This is a genomic window from Mesorhizobium sp. WSM4312 (assembly GCF_002294875.1).
Taxonomy (GTDB): domain Bacteria; phylum Pseudomonadota; class Alphaproteobacteria; order Rhizobiales; family Rhizobiaceae; genus Mesorhizobium.
On the sequence record NZ_NSFU01000006.1, the window covers coordinates 335,440 to 354,101 of the forward strand.

Consider the following 18,662-nt stretch of genomic DNA (forward strand, 5'->3'; position numbering starts at 1 on the left):
CGCCAGCATAAAACGGGCCAGTTCGATGATTCAGCATGTGGTGAGACTCAGGCTCATAAAATCCATATGTAGCCGTGAACAAAAGCTGAATCTGAGCGAGTCGCCGATTCGTCGCCGATTCGTTCCAGACTCGTTCCATCAGTTAAGCTGCAGCCAATTTAGCGCCAGACAGAGTTGCATTCGAGCCGCCGGTGGAACATTCCGCTTTCGCTTCGCGCCCGAAATCCCTATGTGTCGCCTGTCATACGCGCCAGTTGAGGCACGCTCCCGACAACCAGAGGCCAGAAAGCCTTATTTCCAGGTCGATGAACATCCAGCCGAAACACACTGAGCCGCTGATCCTGTCGGGCCGCGACGTGACCGCCGTGCTTGGGCCGACCAACACCGGCAAGACCCATCTCGCCATCGAGCGCATGGTGGCGCACGAAACCGGCGTCATCGGCCTGCCGCTCAGGCTGCTGGCCCGCGAAGTCTACACACGCGTCTGCGAAAAGGTCGGCGCCCACAAGGTCGCGCTGATCACCGGCGAGGAGAAGATCCAGCCGCCCGGCGCGAAATATTCGGTCTGCACCGTCGAGGCCATGCCGCGCGAGACAGACGCCGCCTTCGTCGCCATCGACGAGGTGCAGCTCGCCGGCGACCTCGAGCGCGGCCACATCTTCACCGACCGCATCCTGCATTTGCGCGGCCGCCAGGAGACGCTGCTGCTGGGTGCCGCCACCATGCACGGCATCCTGCAGCGCCTGCTGAAGGGCGTCTCGGTGGTGACGCGGCCGCGGCTGTCGCATCTGGCCTATGCCGGTTCGAAGAAACTGACCCGCTTGCCGCGCCGTACCGCGATCGTCGCCTTTTCCGCCGACGAGGTCTACGCCATCGCCGAGCTGATCCGCCGCCAGCAGGGCGGTGCCGCCGTCGTGCTCGGCGCGCTATCGCCGCGCACTCGCAACGCCCAGGTGGCGCTGTTCCAGTCCGGCGATGTCGACTATCTCGTCGCCACCGACGCCATCGGCATGGGTCTCAATCTCGATCTCGACCATGTCGCCTTCGCCCAGAACCGTAAATTCGACGGCTACCAGTACCGCAACTTGACGGCGGCCGAGCTTGGCCAGATCGCCGGCCGCGCCGGCCGGCATCTGCGCGACGGCACGTTCGGCGTCACTGGCCAGGTCGACCCGCTCGACGAAGAACTGGTCAAGAAGATCGAGGGCCACGACTTCGATCCGGTGAAGGTGCTGCAGTGGCGCACCGCGCATTTCGACTTCGGCAGCCTCGATACGCTCAAGCGCTCGATCGAGACCAACGCCCCGGTCGAGGGCTTGACGCGCGCCCTGCCGGCGGTCGACGCACAGGCGCTCGAATATCTCTCCCGCGACGATGACATCCGCGCGCTCGCCACCGATGCAAAGCGCGTCGCGCTGCTGTGGGAAGCCTGCGCACTGCCCGACTACAGGAAGATCGCGCCTGCCCAGCACGCCGACCTGATCGCCTCCATCTACATGGACCTTGCCCGTCATGGCCATGTCGACGAGAACTACATGGCCGAGCAGGTGCGCCGCGCCGACACCACCGAGGGCGACATCGACACGCTGTCGCACCGTATTGCCCAGATCCGCACCTGGACATTCGTGTCGAACCGGCCCGGCTGGCTGGCCGATCAGGCACACTGGCAGGAAAAGACGCGCGAAATCGAAGACAGATTGTCGGATGCGCTGCATGAGCGGTTGACGAAACGCTTCGTAGACCGCAGGACTTCCGTCCTCATGCGGCGCCTTAGAGAAAATACCATGCCTGAAGCCGAAATCAGTCCTACCGGAACCGTCCTTGTCGAAGGCCACCATGTCGGCGAGTTGCAAGGGTTCCGCTTCACCGCCGACCAGACCGCCGGCGGCGAAGACGCCAAGGCCGTGCGCACGGCCGCGCAAAAGGCGCTGGCCGCCGAGTTCGAGGCGCGCGCCGAACGCTTCGGCGCCTGCGCCAATGGCGACCTGGCGCTTGGCTCGGACGGCACGCTGCGCTGGATCGGCGCGCCGATCGGCACGCTGGTTTCCGGCGAAGACGCGCTGAAGCCGCGCCTCGTGCTGCTGGCCGACGAACAGCTGACCGGCCCCGCACGCGACAAGGTCGCCGCGCGCGCCGAACGCTTCGTCAACTTCCAGATCGAAACGCTGCTGAAGCCACTGGTCGACCTGAAGAACGCCGAGCAGATTTCCGGCATCGGCCGAGGCATCGCTTTCCAGCTGGTCGAGAATTTCGGCCTCATCAACCGCCGCGATATCGCCGAGGAGATGAAGTCGCTCGACCAGGAGGGCCGCGCGGCCCTTCGCCGGCTCGGTGTGCGCTTCGGCGCCTACCATGTCTTCGTGCCGGCACTGATCAAGCCGGCCCCCGCCGGGCTGGTGACCTTGCTGTGGGCGCTGAAGAACGACGGCAAGGACAAGCCTGGTTTCGGCGACGTCGTCCACGCGCTGGCGTCCGGCCGCACCTCCGTGGTCATCGATCCTGCCTTCGACAAGGCTTTCTACAAGCTGGCCGGCTATCGCAATCTCGGCCGCCGCGCCGTGCGCGTCGACATATTGGAGCGGCTGGCGGACCTCATCCGTCCGGCAACCAACTGGAAGCCCGGCCTCGGCCAGCGCCCGGACGGCGCCTATGACGGCCATTCCTTCATGGTGACGCCGCCGATGATGTCGATCCTCGGTGCCACCGCCGACGACATGGAAGAGATCCTCAAGGGCCTCGGCTACCGCGCCGAGCCGAAGCAGGCGGCGGAGGTCAAAGCACGGCTCGAGGCGCAGGACACCGCCGCGCGGGAAGCTGCCGCCGCGAAACTTGCGGCGGAAGAAGCCGCGCGCGCCGAGCAGGCCAAGGCAGCCGAAGCCGCCGCTACGGACGCGGACGCGGAGGCGGCGGTCGAGGGTTCGGAGCCGGCAGCCGCCGAGGCCGCCGTCGAAGCGCCGGCCGAGGTCGTCGCGGAAACGAGGGCAGAGCCTGCCGCGGAAGAAGCTCCGGCAGAAGCCGCGCAAGAAGTTCCGCTCGTGGCGGAAGCCGTTGCTGACGTTGCTGTCGCCGAAAGCGATAGCGCCCTTACCTCCCCCTCGATGGGGGGGGTCGCGGCGCGAAGCGACGCGGGTGGGGGTGACAGCGCCGACGATGCACGTGGTGGCGATGAAGCCAACGATTCAGGCAGTGCCGACGGCACCGCCGCTCCCCCCACCCCGGCGCCGCGCGCCGACCCTCCCCACGAAGGGGAGGGTGAGACCAGCGAGCCCATCGCCGAAGCCGAAGTGCCCAAGCCGATCATGCTGTGGCGCCAGGGCCGTTTCGAACAGCGCCCCCGCCATCACGAAGGCCGCAACAACCGCCAGCGCAACGGACAAGCGCGCGGCCGTGGCAATGCGCCGGCCGAGGCCGTCGCTGCTCAAACCACCGGCGCGCCCGGCGAACGTCCCGCTCATGAGGGGCGTCGCGATGGCGCCGGCAAGCCGCGCTTCGACCGTTCGAAGTTCAAGCCCAAACCACAGGGTGAAGGCGAACAGCGCCGTGACGGCCGCCCGCAGGGCGAGCGTCGCGAAGGCCGACCCGACTGGAAGGGTGGCCGGCCCGAGGGCAAGGGCGGTCCCGATCGCGGCAAGGGGGGCGCAAAGCCTGCTTTCCAGCCGAAGCCGCGCGAGGAACGTCCGGTGCGCTTCGATCCGGATTCGCCGTTCGCCAAGCTCGCCGCCTTGCGCGACCAGTTGAAGAAGTAGGCTCGGTAGGGTCCGATGGTTGCCGAAGGCCGCCAGCGCATCGACAAATGGCTGTTCTTCTCGCGCGCGGTGAAATCGCGCTCGCTCGCGGCGAAGCTCGTCGTCGCCGGGCGCGTGCGCATCAATCGCGACAAAGCAGCGCAGGCCTCCGATCTGGTCAAGCCGGGCGATGTGCTGACCATCACGCTCGACCGGCGCATTTTCGTCTGGAAGGTGCTTGGCGCTGGTGTCCGGCGCGGCCCCGCGGAGGAAGCCCGCACCCTCTATGAGGATATGTCGCCGCCGCCGACACCGAAGGGCGAGGCGCTTCCCGACGCCATGCCGGCGCTGCGCGAGGCCGGCAGCGGCCGTCCGACCAAAAGAGAGCGCCGCCAGACCGACCGCCTGCTTGGCGAAGATTGAAGCTTGCCGGCCAGATCGCGGGCCGCGATCCCGGGGCAATGGCGGACGCAGGGCAGAACGGAACCCGGCAAACAAGATGCTCCCGGGACATCAGCCGCCCTTGCCGCGCCTGCCGCCTGGAATTCCATTCCGCAAACGCCGGGGCGGCCGCGCATGGCAACCCTTGCAAGCGAGAGACAAAGGCGTTACCTCACGGAAAAAGCCCAAGAAAACTGGCCCATTAAGCTGGGACGTCCCGGAGCCGACCGATGACCTATGTCGTGACCGACAATTGCATCAAGTGCAAATATATGGACTGCATCGAGGTCTGTCCGGTCGACTGTTTCTATGAAGGCGAGAACATGCTCGTCATCCATCCCGACGAGTGCATCGACTGCGGCGTCTGCGAGCCCGAATGCCCGGCCGACGCGATCAAGCCCGACACCGAGCCAGGTCTCGACAAATGGCTGCAGATCAACACCGAATATGCCGAGAAATGGCCCAACATCACCGCCAAGAAGGAGCCGCCGGCAGACGCCAAGACCTTCGACGGCGAGGCCGGCAAGTTCGAGAAATACTTCTCCGCCGAGCCCGGCGAAGGCGATTGACAATGCGGCCGTAAAGGCTTGTATGACGCAGGGTAACAGGCAGATCGGATTAACCGCCTTGACAGGCGGCGATTGGTTGTGGCCTTCGCTTACGCAGCAAAACCTTGATTCTTCCGACTTTTTGTGCTACATCAGCGAAACATGCCGGTGACACAACGTCGATTTATGGCGCAGACGCCCCAAATCACTGAAAGGTGAAAATCCCAGTCCGGACCAGAGCGATCTGGGGTCAGGCGGTCGCAGTTCGTGCGGTTTGCCGGTCCCGACCTTTCCGGTGGGTTCATCTGTTGTGCGGCTAACGATCGGGTTCTCCGGTCGCACGAGTTCAGCCGGCACCGCCGCCGGCCCATAACAAGGAGTTCAGGGCGTAATGGCAACGATCACCCCGCAGAAGAAGTCCACTGGTGCGCGTCACGGTTTCAAGACCGGCGAGTACATCGTCTATCCGGCGCATGGCGTTGGCCAGATCGTGTCGATCGACGAGCAGGAAGTGGCCGGCCATAAGCTGGAACTGTTCGTCATCGACTTCCAAAAGGACAAGATGCGCCTGAAGGTGCCGGTCGCCAAGGCGACCTCCATTGGCATGCGCAAGCTGTCGGAAGAGGATTATGTCGAGCGCGCGTTGAAGGTCGTGCAGGGCCGCGCCCGCGTCAAGCGCACCATGTGGTCGCGCCGCGCCCAGGAATATGATGCCAAGATCAATTCCGGCGACCTGATCTCCATCTCGGAAGTCGTGCGCGACCTCTACCGCGCCGACAACCAGCCGGAGCAGTCCTATTCCGAGCGTCAGCTTTACGAGGCGGCACTCGACCGCATGGCCCGCGAGATCGCGGCCGTCAACCGCATGTCGGAAACCGAAGCCGTGCGCCTGATCGAGGTCAACCTCAATAAGGGCCCTAAGCGCGGCGCCAAGGCCGACAATGAGGAAGCCGAGCAGGAAGAAGCTGCCTGAGATCTTGTGCCTTTAAGTTCACGAAAAACCCGGCCTCGCGCCGGGTTTTTTGTTTCTCGGACAAGGCAGGGGTCGGGGCTACACTTGACCGCCGCCTTCCTTCTCGGCCTCCTGCTTCAGCGTCGCAATGAAGCGCTTGGTCCGTTCGCGCTCCGGATTGCCGAACAATGTGGCCGACGGTCCCTGCTCGACGATGACGCCCGCATCGAGGAACACCGCTTCCTGGGCGATCTTGGAGGCAAGCCGCAGGTCGTGCGTCGCCATCACCATGGTCGTGCCTTCGCTGGCGAGCTTGCCGAGCACGTCGACCACCTCTTGCGCCAGTTCCGGATCGAGCGCCGAAGTCGGCTCGTCGCACAGCAGCACCTTCGGCGACGGCGCCAAGGCGCGGGCGATCGCCACGCGCTGCTGCTGGCCGCCTGACAGCGTCGCTGGCCACGCATCGGCCTTGTGCGCCATCCCGACCTTTTCCAGCAAGGCCAACGCCCGCTCACGCGCCTCCCCGGGCGACCATTTCAGCACGGTCACCAGTCCCTCCATGACGTTCTCGATGGCGGTGCGGTGCGGGAACAGCTGGAAATTCTGGAACACCATGCCGGTCTGCAGGCGCAGCCGCCTGATATCGGCGGCCGGCACCTTGATGCCCGGGCGAAACTCGAGCGTCTCGTCGCCGATGCGCACCGTGCCCGAAGTCGGGATCTCCAGGAGGTTGATGCAGCGCAACAGCGTGCTCTTCCCCCCGCCCGAAGGGCCGACCAGTGCCGTGACACTGCCTTCGGCGATCGCGACCGTCACGCCCTTGAGCACCAGATTGTCGCCGAAGCGCTTTTCGATATTGGTGAGGCCGATCATGCGCGCGCCTCCAGGAAGCCGCCATAGCGGTTGAGCCGTTCCTCCAGCCGCGTCTGCAGGGCCGACAGCACGGAACTCATCGCCAGATAGAGGATCGCCGCCTCGACATAGAGGATCAGCGGCTCATAGGTGGTGGCGACGATGCGCTGCGCCGCCTGGAACATCTCGGGCACGGTGATGGCGGCGGCCAGCGAGGTGTCCTTGACCAGCGAGATGAAGGTGTTGGAGAGCGGCGGCACCGCGACGCGGCCGGCTTGCGGCAGTATGGTGCGCCGCATCGCCTGGCTCCAGGTCATGCCGATCGAATAGGCGGCTTCCCACTGGCCCTTCGGCACGGAGCCGATGGCCGCGCGGATGATTTCCGACGTGTAGGCGCCGATATTCAGCGTGAAGCCGATCAGCGCTGCGGTAAAAGCATCGAGCAGGATGCCGACCGACGGCAGGCCGTAGAAGATCAGGAACAGCTGCACCAGCAGCGGCGTGCCGCGGAAGATCCAGACATAGAAGCGCACGAGCATGACCAGCGGCTTCGGCCCGAACAGTCGGCCGAGGGCTGCCCCGAGGCCAACGGTCAGGCCCAGCACGAAGGACAAGAGCGTCAGCGGCACGGTGAAAATCAGGGCGGCCCAGAGCAGCGAAGGCAGCGACTCCAGCATCAGTTGCAGCCAGTGCGGCACGAAAGACCCTCCAGAATGGTCGAGATGGCTTCATTGAAGCGCGAATGCGTCAGCCATATCTAGACAAAAGCGGCGAGCCGTCAAAGACGGCCCGCCGCTGGTGCATTACAGGGGCGACAACTCGCCCTCACTCGAAATTACTTCGAGACGTCCTGGCCGAAATAGGTGTCGGCGATCTTCTTGTAGGTGCCGTCGGCCTTGATATCGGCCAGCGCCTTGTTGATGGCGGCAACCAATTCCGGATCGCCCTTGCGCACGATGACGCCGGAATAGTCGGCGTTTTCCTCTTGCGCGGCGATCTTCACATTGGCGTCGGGCTTGTGCTTCTTGAAGTCGAGGAACGACAGGCTGTCATTGATGGTGGCGTCGGCGCGGCCGGTCAAAAGCAGCTGGATAGACTGGTCGAAGCCGTCGGTGCCGACCAGTTCGGCGCCGTTCGCCTCGGCCAGCTTGCCGAAGTTCGAAGTCAGCGACTGCGCCGACTTCTTGCCCTTGAGATCGGCGAAAGTCTTGATGTTGGGGTTGTCGCCGCGCACGATCAGCACCGCCTTGGAGGCGATGTAGGGATCGGAGAAATCATACTTGGCCTTGCGGGCGTCGGTGATGCCGACCTCGTTGATGACGGCGTCGTAGCGCTTGACGTCGAGACCGGCGATCAGCCCGTCCCATTTGCCCTCGAGGAACTCGACCTTGACGCCGAGCTTGTCGGCGAGCGCCTTGGCGATCTCGACGTCGAAGCCAACCAACGCGCCGGACGCGTCATGGTAGGTGAAGGGCGCGTAGGTGCCTTCCGTGCCGACCTTGATGACGCCGACCTGCTTGATCTGATCGAGATTGGCGCCGGCATGGCCTGATGTGGCCGCCAGGGCCTGCAGTGTTCCGGCGACGATAAGCGATTTGAGCCATTTCATATTTTTGTGATCCCGTCCTTGGCCTGATGTCTGGCCTGCTGTGAGGGTTGGAAAATGACAGATGCGAGCCGAAAGAATAAGGAACCTGATTTCAAAAACAAAGAAATCCTGAAACCAAATTCTCCAAATACGAGTCCGTGCAGCGACTGAACGTCCCCGGAGACCGCGTCGAAATCGCCCGGACAGCATCACTCGCCCGCCCGCGCCAGCGGAACCTTTCTCGCGCATGGCAGTTTTGGCTGTTCTAGGGCGCGACGCCGCGATTTCAACCGGTGCCCTGCCAAGTTCGTAACATCGGGTATATCGCCTGAGCAGGGAGCGCCTCATGATGGAAGATACGGCAGGACGGATCATGGTCCGCGCGGCGATGAAGGCTCCCTATCTCGAACGCGACGAGGAACATCGGTTGGCCTTGCTCTGGAAGCAAGACAACGACCAGAACGCCCTGCACAGCATCACCGTGGCGCATATGCGGCTGGTCATTTCCATGGCCTCGAAATTCCGCCATTACGGCCTGCCGCTCGGCGACCTGATCCAGGAAGGCCATGTCGGCCTGCTCGAGGCCGCCGCCCGCTTCGAGCCCGAGCGCGAGGTGCGGTTTTCCACCTATGCGACGTGGTGGATCCGGGCCTCGATGCAGGACTACATCCTGCGCAACTGGTCGATCGTGCGCGGCGGCACCAGTTCCGCGCAGAAAGCCCTGTTCTTCAACCTGCGCCGCCTGCGCGCCCGGCTGGCGAACGGCGCCGAGCCGCTTTCCAACACGACGCTCTACCGCGAAGTGTCGGTTGCGCTTGGCGTCTCCGAGGCTGACGTGGCGATGATGGATTCACGGCTGTCGGCGCCCGACTCCTCACTCAACATGCCGCTTGCCGACGATGCGGGCGCGACCGAGCGGATGGACTTCCTGGTTTCCGACGATCCGCTGCCCGACGAGATCGTCGGCGACAAGATCGATGTCGCGCGCCGTTCGCTTTGGCTGCGGGAGGCGCTTCACGCGCTGAACGCCCGTGAACTAAGGATCATCGAGGAACGCCGGCTGAACGACGAGGGCGCCACGCTCGAGGCGCTCGGCGAGACGCTCGGTATTTCCAAGGAACGCGTCCGCCAGATCGAGGCCCGCGCCATGGAAAAGCTCAAAGTGGCGCTGGTGAAGCAGAACCCGGAATTTCTGGCGACAGCCGCCTGATTCCGCGTAGCGGGATCCTATTTGTCGGTGACGATCTTGACCTTGTCGCCGGCCGAAACCGCGGCCCCCGGCGACAGCGCGTTGAGCACGCGGAACAGATCGAGCTTGCGGTCGACGCCGACCATCTGCGCGGCGAGCGATCCCATGGTCTGCCCCGGCTGCACGGTGAGCACGCGGATGTGCAGCGGCTTCAGAGCCGCTTTTTCAGCGGCACTCAGGATGCGGAACGACCCGCTGACCGAACGCGCCACCGCCTCCAGCGAGGTGCTGGCCGAGGGCGCCGCGGTCAGCAACCGGTAGACCTGGCCGCCGGCACGGATCACCGCGATGTCGAACTGCCAGCCTTCAGCACTGGCATGCGCGGTCGCGGCCTCGTTGCCGTTGATGGTTTCCTGCTTGACGCTGCTGTCATCGAGACCGGCCACCCAGCCGCTTCTGATGTAGTCGGTCAGGGCGCGGTTCTTGTCGATCGAAACCCCGTCGAAGCGGATCGCAATGTCGCCCGGCCCGGTCGCCGTCACCGCCGCCGCCGAATTGTCGATGATGAAACCGTCCGGCACCGTGAACGACACGCCGAGACCCGGATGCAGGAAGGTCTCGCCACGCACATAGCCTTCTTCCGGCGTGTCGCCATAGAGCAGGCCGTCTATGCCGGCGAGGAAGGAATCGCGGTCGCGGGTGCCGACGCCGGGCGCGCCGAACTGGCGGGCATGGCGCTGCGCCAGGTCGATGCGCTGCGGCGTGTTGGGGTGCGTCGCCAGGAAGTCGAGGCTGGCGTCGGTGGCGCCGCTGATCGAGCGGAAATCGGTATAGGCCGACATCGACTGCAGGAAGCGGCCGGCGGCATAGGGGTCGTAGCCAGCTTCGCCGATCGACTTGATGCCGATGGCGTCGGCCTCGAGCTCCTGGTTGCGCGAGAACTGCGCCAGCCGGAGCTTGCCGCGGATCAAAGCCGCCTTGGCGGTCGGGCTGTCGCCGAGCACATCGGAAACCACTTTGGTCGCCAGGCCTTCCTCGGCCTCCAGCTGCTGACGCTGCAGGCCGTGATTGGCGGTGACGTGGCCCATCTCATGCGCGATGACGGCGGCGAGTTCGGACGAATCATTGGCCAGCGCCAGCAGACCGCGCGTGATGTAGAGATAGCCGCCCGGCAGCGCGAAGGCGTTGACGTTGGGCGAATTGAGGATGGTGATGCGGTAGGTCTGGGTCGGGTTCGCCGACACAACGGTCAGATTGCCGACGACCTTGGCGACCATGCGCTCGAGCTTGGGATCGGAATATTCGCCGCCATAGGTCGCCAGGATGCGCGGATGCTGCGCCTTGGCCAGTTCGGCGAGCTTGTTGTTGGCACTGACATTGTCGACCGTGATCGGCTTGTCGGACGGCTGGAAGCCGGATTCCTGGACTTCCGGAGGCGTGAACATCTGGCAGCTTGCGAGCGCCACGGCAAAGCCGGCCAGCGCCAGAAAGCGCGCTAGCGGGTTCATTCGTAGCTTGTCGACGCCGATCGCCAGAGCGGCTTCCTTTCAGGTCCCGGCGCATGACCAAGAAAATCGGGAGCGATCTTCGGAACCTGTCATGCGCAAATACAAATTTCTACGGCACCCGATGCGCGTCCCCTGGGGCGCGCGGCGGATGCAGTAGGCAAATCACGGCCTGTGCCGGACCAGTAGGGCGGACCTAGCCACACTACTTCTGCCAAGGCAAGCAAGCGCCCCTTCGCCTGATACCGGTTTGACCGTAAATTATGTCCGCTTCCGGGCAATATCTCGTGATACGGCATTGCCGGCACCTGCACCGATATAGCGCCGGAACGCCTCCGGACCAGCCCCGGCAAAGAAATCGTCCGCGCTGCCGGTGGCGGCAACGGCGCCATCGTCCAGAAACACCACATTCTGGCCGATGCGGCGGGCGTCCTGTGGCTGGTGCGTGACGAACAGCACCGTCATGCAGCGCTCCGCATGCACACCGGCAACCAGGTCGAGCATATCGTCACGCAAGGCGGGCCCGAGCGAAGCGAAGGGCTCGTCGAGCAGCAGCACCGGGCGATCGCGCACCAGCACGCGCGCCAGGGCGACGCGCTGGCGCTCGCCGCCGGAGAGTTCGCGCGGCAGCCGCTTGTCCTTGCCGCCAAGGCCTGTGCGTTCCAATGCCTCGGCAATGGCGGTTCGATCGGCTTCGGTCAGCCGCAGCGATGGCGAGCGGCCGAGCCCGACATTCTGCTCGACGGAGAGATGCGCAAAAAGGTTGTTTTCCTGAAACACCATCGACACCGGCCGCGCAGCCGGAGGATCGGCGCCGACATCGACACCGCCGATCACCACACGGCCTGACCGCGGCGTCTCGAAGCCGGCGACGAGGTTGAGCAGGGTCGACTTGCCCGAACCGCTCGGCCCCATGATGGCGGTGATTTCCGCCGCCGCGAAGGCGACATCGAAGGTGAGCGGCACCTCGCCATAGCTGAACGAGACCTTGTCCAGCCGCACCGGAACACCCTTCCCTCTCATCGCCCCGTCAGACATTGCAGACCTTGTCTCTTCCCAGCCAGTCCGCCGCCAGCACCAGGGCGAGGCAAACGAGGCCAAGCAACAGCGCCAGGCCGGCGGCGTCCTGCGTGCGGTAGCTGCCCATGCGCGCCAGGAGAAGGTAAGGCAAGGTCTGCACGGAATCACTGCCGAACAGTGCGATGACGCCGAGATCGCCGAGCGACAGCGCCATGGCGAAGGCGAAGGCAGTGGCGAGCGGCCGCCGCAATGACGGCCAGTCGACCAGCCGCAGCCTCGCCCAGCCGGAAATGCCGAGCTGCGCGCAGAGCCGTTCGTGGCGCTCGCTCGCCGCGTCATAGGCGGGACGGACGGCCCGCAGCGCGAAAGGCATAGCCATGACCGCGTTGACGGTGACGACCATGACCGGGGCGATGGCAAAGACATCGCCGGCATGGCGCAGCAGGAGGAACCAGCCGGCTCCGATGACGATCGGCGGCACGACCAGCACAAAACCGGCGCCGGTATCCGTGGCATGTTCGAGCAGTGTTCCTGGACTGGAGCGGCGGTTCAACGCGAGTGCCCGCCGCGCCATGGTCAGCGCCAGCGACAGCATCACCGAAAGCAGCGCCGACAGGAAAGCCAGCACCACACTGGTCAGCGTCGCCTGCCGGACTGTGGCCTCGCCGGCGAGCCGGCCGAGATCGGCGCCCAAGCCTGCCGAGACGGTCGCGGCCATCGGTCCGACAACGAACAGCAGCGCCAGCACGATGAGCACGGCGTTGAGTGACGCCTCCGTCGTATTGACGGAGAGATAACGGCGCGGCGCCACCGGCAGGTTGGTGTCGCCGACGACATTGGCGCCAAGCCGCGTCAATGCCAGCACCATGACAAAGGTCAGCGCGATCTGCAGCAATGTCAGGGCGACCGCCCGCGCCGGGTCGAAATCGAAGCGCAGTGCCTGGTAGATGCCGACCTCCAGCGTCGTCGCGGCCGGGCCGCCGCCGAGCGTCAACACGATGGTGAAGGAGGTGATGCAGAGCATGAAGACCAGCCCGGCGACACCCGGCAGAGCGGCGCGCAGCGTCGGCCATTCGATCAGCCGGAAGGCCGGCCGCGCCGCCATGCCGAGCTGGCTTGCCAGCCGCCACTGGTCGGCGGGAATCGTCTGCAGCGCCTCGAGGAACAGGCGGGTCGCCAACGGCAGATTGAAGAAGACGTGGGCCACGAGAATGCCGGACAAGCCATAGATCCCTGGCCAACGCTGGCCGCCGACGGCGCTGAACAGGCCGGCGAAATAGCCGGCACGGCCGTACAGCGCCAGTATGCCGAGCGCCGCGACGATCGCCGGCAGTGCCAGCGGCACGGCGAAGAGCTGCAGGATGAAGGCGCGGCCGAGGAAACGCGGATGCCGCGACAGGGCGCGCGCCACCACCAGCGCCGGGATAACCGAAAGCAGGGTCGAGAGGGTGGCCTGCCAGAGCGTGAAGCGCACAACGCGCAGCAGATAGGGATCGAAGGCCGCCCAAGCGCCCGAGAAATCGTGAGCGCCTTCGACAAGCAGCCCAGCAAACGCGCCGCCGATCAGCAGCGTGATCGCGCCGAGCGCAATGATGCCAGCGCTGGCGCGGGGATCAGCGCGTTGCACGATCGACCGCCAGTCTCCGCATAGCGACACTTATAGAAGGTTGCGTTCCTTGGCGCCCCCCTCTGTCCTGCCGGACATCTCCCCCACAAGGGGGGAGATTGGCTGTTTCAGCGCCTCGCTCATACCTATAGCGTCGGCGATTGGCGAAATCACCGATAGCATTCGATCTCCCCCCTTGTGGGGGAGATGTCCGGCAGGACAGAGGGGGGCGCCGTAGAGCACTCATCTTTCGATCATATGGCCAAACTATTTGCTCATCACCGCCAGCCATTCATCCACCCAGGCCTTGCGGTTGGCGGCAACCTCCTCGGGGCTGAACAGCAGGGTCTTGGCCGGCTTGACCAGTTTGTCGAAGGCCGGGTTGAGCGGCTTGTCAGTCTTGCCTGCCGGGAACATCCAGTTGGTCTCGGGAATGGCATCCTGGAATTTCGGCCCGGTCATGAAGGCGATGAATTTTGCAGCCAGCGGGTTCTTGGCTCCGGTCGTGGTGATGCCGGCGACCTCGATCTGCAGATATTCGCCTTCCTCGAAAGAAGCGGCCTGGTAGCGCTGCGTGTTCTCGGCGACCATGTGATAGGCCGGCGAGGTCGTGTAGGACAGCACCATCGGCGCCTCGCCCTTGGTGAACAGGCCATAGGCCTCGCTCCAGCCCGGCGTCACGGTCAGCACCTTCGTCTTGAGCTTGGCCCAGGCTTCCGACGCCTTGTCGCCATAGACCGACTTCACCCACAACAGCAGGCCGAGACCCGGCGTCGAGGTGCGCGGATCCTGGATGACGATCTTGTCGTCGGCACTGCCTTCGACCAGTTCCTTCAGGCTCTTCGGCGGCGTTTTCAGTTTTTCGGTGTCATAGACGACGGCGAAGTAGCCGTAGTCGAAGGGAACAAAAGTATCGTCGCTCCAGCCACCCGGCACGTTGACATCGGAGACCGCGCCATGCGGGGCAAACAACCCGCTGGCCTTGGCATCGGCGGTGAGATTGGTGTCGAGGCCGAGCACGATATCGGCCTTGGTCGACGCGCCTTCGAGCTTGACGCGGTTGAGCAGGGCCACACCATCGGCGACCGAGACGAACTCGACGTCGCAGCCGCATTCGGCCTCGAATTCCTTCTTCACCACCGGGCCTGGACCCCAGTCGGCGGTGAAGCTCTCATAGGTGTAGACGGTGAGCTTGTCCTTGGCCAAGGCCGGCCCGGACAGCGCCACGACCATGGTCGAGACAAGAGCGTATAAAAGCGTGCGCATCGGCGCCTCCTTCGTTCGAATTGAAAGGAATTGAGGCGTCGGACTGTCCGAGACGTCTAATCCCTCCGCCGGTACAAACCGGATCAGGTTCAGCGGGTTGGCGAGACTGCCTCTCAGCCGGTCCGCGAAGATCGCGTCCGGCACCCCGTTAGAGCGTTTTGACACATAGGCCGGGTCGGGGAACCGCGCAAGTGGCAGTTTGCCGGCCTTCCGTTTCCGCTGCCGGGCTGGTACAGGCCACCAGATATGAGCACATTCACCATTCTGCTTGGCGGCGATCTCATCCGCACGCCCCGGCTCGACCGCCAGGTCGGAGGCTCGCGCGTCATCGCCGCCGACGCCGGCATCGGCCATGCGCGGCTTCTGGGTCTTGTGCCTGAATTGTGGGTGGGCGATTTCGATTCCGTGCCGGCCGACCTGCCTGACGATCTCGCCGCCGTGCCGCGCCGGACCTTTCCGGCGGAGAAGGACAAGACCGACGGCGAACTGGCCATCGCCGCCGCACGCGAGCGCGGCGCGACCAGCCTGGTGCTGGCGGGCGCGTTCGGCGGCAAGCGCGCCGACCACGCTTTCCTGCATCTGGCGCTCGCCCTGCGCCTGGCCGAGGCCGGAACGGAGGTGCTGTTGACCAGCGGCGCGCAGGAAGGCGTACCCTTGGCGTTGGGAACGGCTGGCTTCGACTATGCCGACGGCACGCTGTTTTCGATCCTCGGCTTTTCCGAGCTTGTCGGCCTGACCGTCACCGGCGCCAAATGGCCGCTCGACCAGGTCGAGGTGGCCTTCGGTTCGTCGCTGACCATTTCCAACGAGGTCAAGGGCCGCCTCGAAATCGCGCTCGGCCACGGCCGCGCGCTGCTGCTCGCGCATCCGTATCCACTACCTGAAAGCTGACATGGCCCCGCCCCTTCTCAATCTCGACGGGATAAAACTGACCTTTGGCGGCACACCGCTGCTCGACGGCGCTGCCTTGACCGCTTCGGCTGGTGACAAGATCGCGCTGGTCGGCCGCAACGGGTCCGGCAAGTCGACGCTGCTCAAGATCGCCGCCGGCCTGATCGAGCCGCAGGATGGCGAGGTGTTCCGCCAGCCCTCGGCAACCGTCCGCTATCTGCCGCAGATGCCCGACATGGAAGGTTTCGCCACCGTGCGCGCCTATGTCGAGGCGGGGCTTGGGCCAGCCGACGATCCTTACCGCGCCTCCTATCTGATGGAGCATCTTGGTCTCACCGGCGAGGAACGGCCGGGCGATCTCTCAGGCGGCGAGGCCAGGCGCGCGGCCCTGGCCCGTGTCATGGCGCCGGAGCCTGACATTCTGTTGCTTGACGAGCCGACCAACCATCTTGACCTGTCGGTCATCGAATGGCTGGAAGAAGAGCTCGTGCGCACCTCATCGGCGCTCATCGTCATCTCGCACGACCGCCGTTTCCTCGAGCGCGTGTCGCGCGCCACCGTCTGGCTCGACCGTGGCCAGACCCGCAGGCTGGACAAGGGCTTTGGCCATTTCGAGGAATGGCGTGACCAGGTGCTGGAAGAGGAAGAGCGCGAGCAGCACAAGCTTGGCCGCCAGATCGTGCGCGAGGAGCACTGGCTGCGCTATGGCGTGACCGCACGGCGCAAGCGCAACATGCGCCGCTTGGGCGAGCTGCAGACCATGCGCCAGCGTTTCCGCGGCCATCGCGGCGCCGAAGGCACCGCGACCATGGTGGCGAGCGACGCCGCCGAATCCGGCAAGCTGGTGATCGAAGCCAAGAACATCGAGAAGAGCTTTGGCGACCTCACCGTGGTCAAGGGCTTCTCGACCCGCATCCAGCGCGGCGACCGCGTCGGCCTCGTCGGACCGAACGGCGCCGGCAAGACGACGCTTTTGAAGATGCTGACCGGCGACTTGGCGCCGGATGCCGGCTCGGTGCGGCTCGGCACCAATCTGGAAATCGCCACGCTCGACCAGAAGCGCGAGGCGGTCGATCCGCAGGAGACGCTGGCGCAGTACCTCACCGACGGGCGCGGCGAGAATCTGGTCATCAATGGCGAGCAGCGCCATGTCGTCTCCTACATGAAGGATTTCCTGTTCAAGCCGGAGCAGGCCCGCACACCGGTGCGCGAACTGTCCGGCGGCGAGCGGGCGCGGCTGATCCTGGCGCGCGTGCTGGCGCGGCCGGCGAACCTCCTGGTGCTCGACGAGCCGACCAACGATCTCGACATGGAGACACTGGAACTGCTGCAGGAACTGGTCGCCGGCTTCGCCGGCACCGTCATCCTGGTCAGCCACGACCGCGATTTTCTCGACCGCACCGTGACCAGCATCATCGCGCCGGATGGCGGCGGCCGCTGGATCGAATATGCCGGCGGCTATTCCGACATGCTGGCGCAGCGCGGCGGCACCAGGCTCGACGACCGCAAGGCGCGCGCCAGGGCTGAAGCCGCCGATGCGCCGGCGACGGACAGGAGCGAACCGGCAGCCCCGAAAGGGCCGGCGAAGAAACTGTCGTTCAAGCAGAAATTCGCTCTGGAATCGCTGCCCAAGAAAATCGAGGCGGTGACCGCTTCGATCTCGCGGCTGGAGAACAACATCGCCGACCCGGCCTATTACGAGCGCGACCCGGCCTCCTTCCAGAAGACCATCGCCGCCCTCGACAAGGAACGCGCAACGCTGGCCGCGCTCGAGGAAGAGTGGCTGGAACTGGAGATGCTGCGCGAGGAGATGGAGGGGTGAACGATTGTATGCGGCCTTTTGTGCGCGCATATTGTGCGCATAAAGAAGGACGTCTCCATGCTTCAATCGGCACCAAAACCTCAGAGGACGTCCGTCAACACGTCCATTGACTCTCAATTGATCAAAGACGCCAAGGCGTTGGGCGTCGACATCTCCCGCGCTGCCGAGGCAGGTATCGCGAAAGCGATAGCGGCGGAAAAATCGCGCCGATGGCAGGAAGAAAACAAGGAAGCCATCGAAAGCTCCAATGAATATGTCAGCCGCAACGGACTGCCATTGGCCAAACACCGGCCGTTCTGACGGCGCGTTACGACTTTTATCGGAATGCCGAGGGCGATGGTTATCTGCTGGATGTGCAGTCAGACCTTCTTGAAAGGCTGAGCACGAGGGTCATCATTCCCTTGATGCCGCCAGAGACAGCGCCGGTTCCCGGCCGCCGACTGAACCCGACCTTCGCTATAAACGGCAAAGATCATGTAATGGTCACACAGTTTTTGTCAGCCTTCAGTGCCTCTGAACTGCAGAGCCCGGAAGGAAACCTTTCCAGGCACCATGACGACATCGTCGCCGCGCTCGACATGCTGTTCCGGGGTTTCTGAGTGAAGGCGACCGTTGCGCCGCCTTCTCAGCCCGCCGTCTTTGCCTGCCAGGCCTTGATCGCCTCGTCGAACACCTTCTCGCCGGGAATGCCTTTTTCCATCGTCAGCAGGGCCCGGCGCCCGGTCTTGTAGACGACCGGAACGTCGATCCAGTCCTGGCCGCGCAGCAAGGTCATGTTGGCGTCCTCGTCGGCCTTGGTGTCGTTGAGCGCGACGAGGAAGAAGCCGTCGGCGATCTTGGCGGGTATACCGATCAGCGGGCTGCCGGCATCCTGCTCGGAACTCTTCATCGCCACGCGCAATATGTTGTCGACGCCACCGCCCTCGAAACCGTCGGGCGTCAGGAAGATCATCTCGATGATGTGGCTGGCCGGCAGCGTCTGGTCGGTGTTGCGGCGGATGGTCATGCGCAACTGGATGTCCTTGCCGGGTATGGTCGCCTCGGCGCGGATCGCCGGCTCGGGCGGCAGGTCGCCACCGGGCGATTCCTGCACCAGCGACCAGACGATGCTGCCGGGCTCGGCCGAACCCTGCGCGGTGCTGGTGCGCTCCTCATAGAAGATCGCCTTCTGGCCGACCGGCACCGAGGTCTGCGTCGCTGGGGCAGCCGCCGGTGCCGCGGGCGTGGCGCCCGCCGGGGCGGGCGGTGGCGTGGCGG

At 64.9% G+C, this 18,662-nt stretch carries 16 protein-coding genes, 1 pseudogene and 1 riboswitch; of the genes and pseudogenes, 9 read left to right on the forward strand and 8 right to left on the reverse strand.

Annotated elements, in window-relative coordinates; translation table 11 throughout:
• Positions 1-305: 305 nt before the first annotated feature.
• The 4 genes from CK228_RS12415 (at position 306) to CK228_RS12430 (ending at position 5,687) form a co-directional block, all read left to right on the forward strand.
• Positions 306-3,746, forward strand: coding sequence for a helicase-related protein (locus CK228_RS12415; RefSeq protein WP_095788025.1), 3,441 nt, complete (start codon positions 306-308; stop codon positions 3,744-3,746).
• Between the two features lie 15 nt (positions 3,747-3,761).
• On the forward strand, positions 3,762-4,148 hold the full coding sequence (locus CK228_RS12420) for an RNA-binding S4 domain-containing protein (RefSeq protein WP_095772078.1): 387 nt from the start codon (positions 3,762-3,764) through the stop codon (positions 4,146-4,148).
• A 248-nt stretch (positions 4,149-4,396) separates the two neighbouring features.
• The gene (gene fdxA, locus CK228_RS12425; protein WP_008873823.1) at positions 4,397-4,735 is read left to right on the forward strand and encodes a ferredoxin FdxA; all 339 of its coding nucleotides are present in this window, start codon (positions 4,397-4,399) and stop codon (positions 4,733-4,735) included.
• Between the two features lie 370 nt (positions 4,736-5,105).
• Positions 5,106-5,687, forward strand: a complete 582-nt coding sequence (locus CK228_RS12430; RefSeq protein ID WP_010911999.1) for a CarD family transcriptional regulator — start codon at positions 5,106-5,108, stop codon at positions 5,685-5,687.
• A 78-nt stretch (positions 5,688-5,765) separates the two neighbouring features.
• Here CK228_RS12430 and CK228_RS12435 read toward each other — a convergent pair whose 3' ends face one another.
• From CK228_RS12435 to CK228_RS12445, 3 genes are all read right to left on the reverse strand, one after another.
• Positions 5,766-6,539, reverse strand: coding sequence for an amino acid ABC transporter ATP-binding protein (locus CK228_RS12435; protein ID WP_095772077.1), 774 nt, complete (start codon positions 6,537-6,539; stop codon positions 5,766-5,768).
• Positions 6,536-7,216, reverse strand: a complete 681-nt coding sequence (locus CK228_RS12440; protein ID WP_095772076.1) for an amino acid ABC transporter permease — start codon at positions 7,214-7,216, stop codon at positions 6,536-6,538. Before CK228_RS12440 ends, CK228_RS12435 begins: the two co-directional genes overlap by 4 nt.
• 137 nt (positions 7,217-7,353) lie before the next feature.
• Entirely contained in the window at positions 7,354-8,127 is a 774-nt protein-coding gene (locus CK228_RS12445) for an amino acid ABC transporter substrate-binding protein (protein ID WP_095788026.1), read from the reverse strand.
• Positions 8,128-8,452: 325 nt separating this feature from the next.
• On the opposite strand from CK228_RS12445, the gene CK228_RS12450 reads away from it, so the two are divergent.
• Positions 8,453-9,316, forward strand: a complete 864-nt coding sequence (locus CK228_RS12450; protein ID WP_095772074.1) for an RNA polymerase factor sigma-32 — start codon at positions 8,453-8,455, stop codon at positions 9,314-9,316.
• Positions 9,317-9,333: 17 nt separating this feature from the next.
• Here CK228_RS12450 and CK228_RS12455 read toward each other — a convergent pair whose 3' ends face one another.
• From CK228_RS12455 to thiB, 4 genes are all read right to left on the reverse strand, one after another.
• Positions 9,334-10,803: a M48 family metalloprotease gene (locus CK228_RS12455; RefSeq protein ID WP_095788027.1), complete on the reverse strand. Its 1,470-nt coding sequence runs from the start codon at positions 10,801-10,803 to the stop codon at positions 9,334-9,336.
• 258 nt (positions 10,804-11,061) lie between these two features.
• A complete protein-coding gene (gene thiQ / locus CK228_RS12460) occupies positions 11,062-11,838 on the reverse strand; it encodes a thiamine ABC transporter ATP-binding protein (RefSeq protein ID WP_095788028.1) in 777 nt (258 codons plus the stop codon).
• On the reverse strand, positions 11,831-13,447 hold the full coding sequence (gene thiP, locus CK228_RS12465) for a thiamine/thiamine pyrophosphate ABC transporter permease (RefSeq protein ID WP_179295883.1): 1,617 nt from the start codon (positions 13,445-13,447) through the stop codon (positions 11,831-11,833). Before thiP ends, thiQ begins: the two co-directional genes overlap by 8 nt.
• 246 nt (positions 13,448-13,693) lie before the next feature.
• Entirely contained in the window at positions 13,694-14,692 is a 999-nt protein-coding gene (gene thiB / locus CK228_RS12470) for a thiamine ABC transporter substrate binding subunit (RefSeq protein ID WP_095788029.1), read from the reverse strand.
• Positions 14,693-14,735: 43 nt separating this feature from the next.
• Positions 14,736-14,850, reverse strand: a riboswitch (TPP riboswitch).
• Between the two features lie 88 nt (positions 14,851-14,938).
• On the opposite strand from thiB, the gene CK228_RS12475 reads away from it, so the two are divergent.
• From CK228_RS12475 to CK228_RS12490, 4 genes are read left to right on the forward strand one after another with little or no spacing between them, the layout of a single operon-like run.
• Positions 14,939-15,583 (forward strand): thiamine diphosphokinase, encoded by a 645-nt coding sequence (locus CK228_RS12475; RefSeq protein WP_095788030.1) that lies wholly within the window; start codon positions 14,939-14,941, stop codon positions 15,581-15,583.
• A gap of 1 nt (position 15,584) precedes the next feature.
• Positions 15,585-17,405 carry an ABC-F family ATP-binding cassette domain-containing protein gene (locus CK228_RS12480; RefSeq protein WP_095788031.1) on the forward strand — a complete coding sequence of 607 codons (1,821 nt, stop codon included), beginning with the start codon at positions 15,585-15,587 and terminating at the stop codon, positions 17,403-17,405.
• Between the two features lie 57 nt (positions 17,406-17,462).
• Positions 17,463-17,705: a type II toxin-antitoxin system CcdA family antitoxin gene (locus CK228_RS12485; RefSeq protein WP_095788062.1), complete on the forward strand. Its 243-nt coding sequence runs from the start codon at positions 17,463-17,465 to the stop codon at positions 17,703-17,705.
• Positions 17,702-18,004, forward strand: coding sequence for a CcdB family protein (locus tag CK228_RS12490; RefSeq protein ID WP_095788032.1), 303 nt, complete (start codon positions 17,702-17,704; stop codon positions 18,002-18,004). Before CK228_RS12485 ends, CK228_RS12490 begins: the two co-directional genes overlap by 4 nt.
• A gap of 26 nt (positions 18,005-18,030) precedes the next feature.
• On the opposite strand, the pseudogene CK228_RS12495 reads toward CK228_RS12490, so the two are convergent.
• A pseudogene (locus tag CK228_RS12495) lies at positions 18,031-18,662 on the reverse strand (hypothetical protein); the annotation flags it as partial.

Excerpts from the sequence above, each read along its gene's own strand:
- fdxA (WP_008873823.1), top strand. The coding sequence starts at position 4,397 with ATGACCTATGTCGTGACCGACAATTGCATCAAGTGCAAATATATGGAC.
- CK228_RS12480 (WP_095788031.1), top strand. The coding sequence starts at position 15,585 with ATGGCCCCGCCCCTTCTCAATCTCGACGGGATAAAACTGACCTTTGGC.
- CK228_RS12420 (WP_095772078.1), top strand. The coding sequence starts at position 3,762 with ATGGTTGCCGAAGGCCGCCAGCGCATCGACAAATGGCTGTTCTTCTCG.
- thiQ (WP_095788028.1), bottom strand. The coding sequence starts at position 11,838 with ATGTCTGACGGGGCGATGAGAGGGAAGGGTGTTCCGGTGCGGCTGGAC.
- CK228_RS12450 (WP_095772074.1), top strand. The coding sequence starts at position 8,453 with ATGATGGAAGATACGGCAGGACGGATCATGGTCCGCGCGGCGATGAAG.
- CK228_RS12485 (WP_095788062.1), top strand. The coding sequence starts at position 17,463 with ATGCTTCAATCGGCACCAAAACCTCAGAGGACGTCCGTCAACACGTCC.
- CK228_RS12455 (WP_095788027.1), bottom strand. The coding sequence starts at position 10,803 with ATGAACCCGCTAGCGCGCTTTCTGGCGCTGGCCGGCTTTGCCGTGGCG.
- CK228_RS12415 (WP_095788025.1), top strand. The coding sequence starts at position 306 with ATGAACATCCAGCCGAAACACACTGAGCCGCTGATCCTGTCGGGCCGC.
- thiB (WP_095788029.1), bottom strand. The coding sequence starts at position 14,692 with ATGCGCACGCTTTTATACGCTCTTGTCTCGACCATGGTCGTGGCGCTG.
- CK228_RS12430 (WP_010911999.1), top strand. The coding sequence starts at position 5,106 with ATGGCAACGATCACCCCGCAGAAGAAGTCCACTGGTGCGCGTCACGGT.
- CK228_RS12475 (WP_095788030.1), top strand. The coding sequence starts at position 14,939 with ATGAGCACATTCACCATTCTGCTTGGCGGCGATCTCATCCGCACGCCC.
- CK228_RS12445 (WP_095788026.1), bottom strand. The coding sequence starts at position 8,127 with ATGAAATGGCTCAAATCGCTTATCGTCGCCGGAACACTGCAGGCCCTG.
- CK228_RS12435 (WP_095772077.1), bottom strand. The coding sequence starts at position 6,539 with ATGATCGGCCTCACCAATATCGAAAAGCGCTTCGGCGACAATCTGGTG.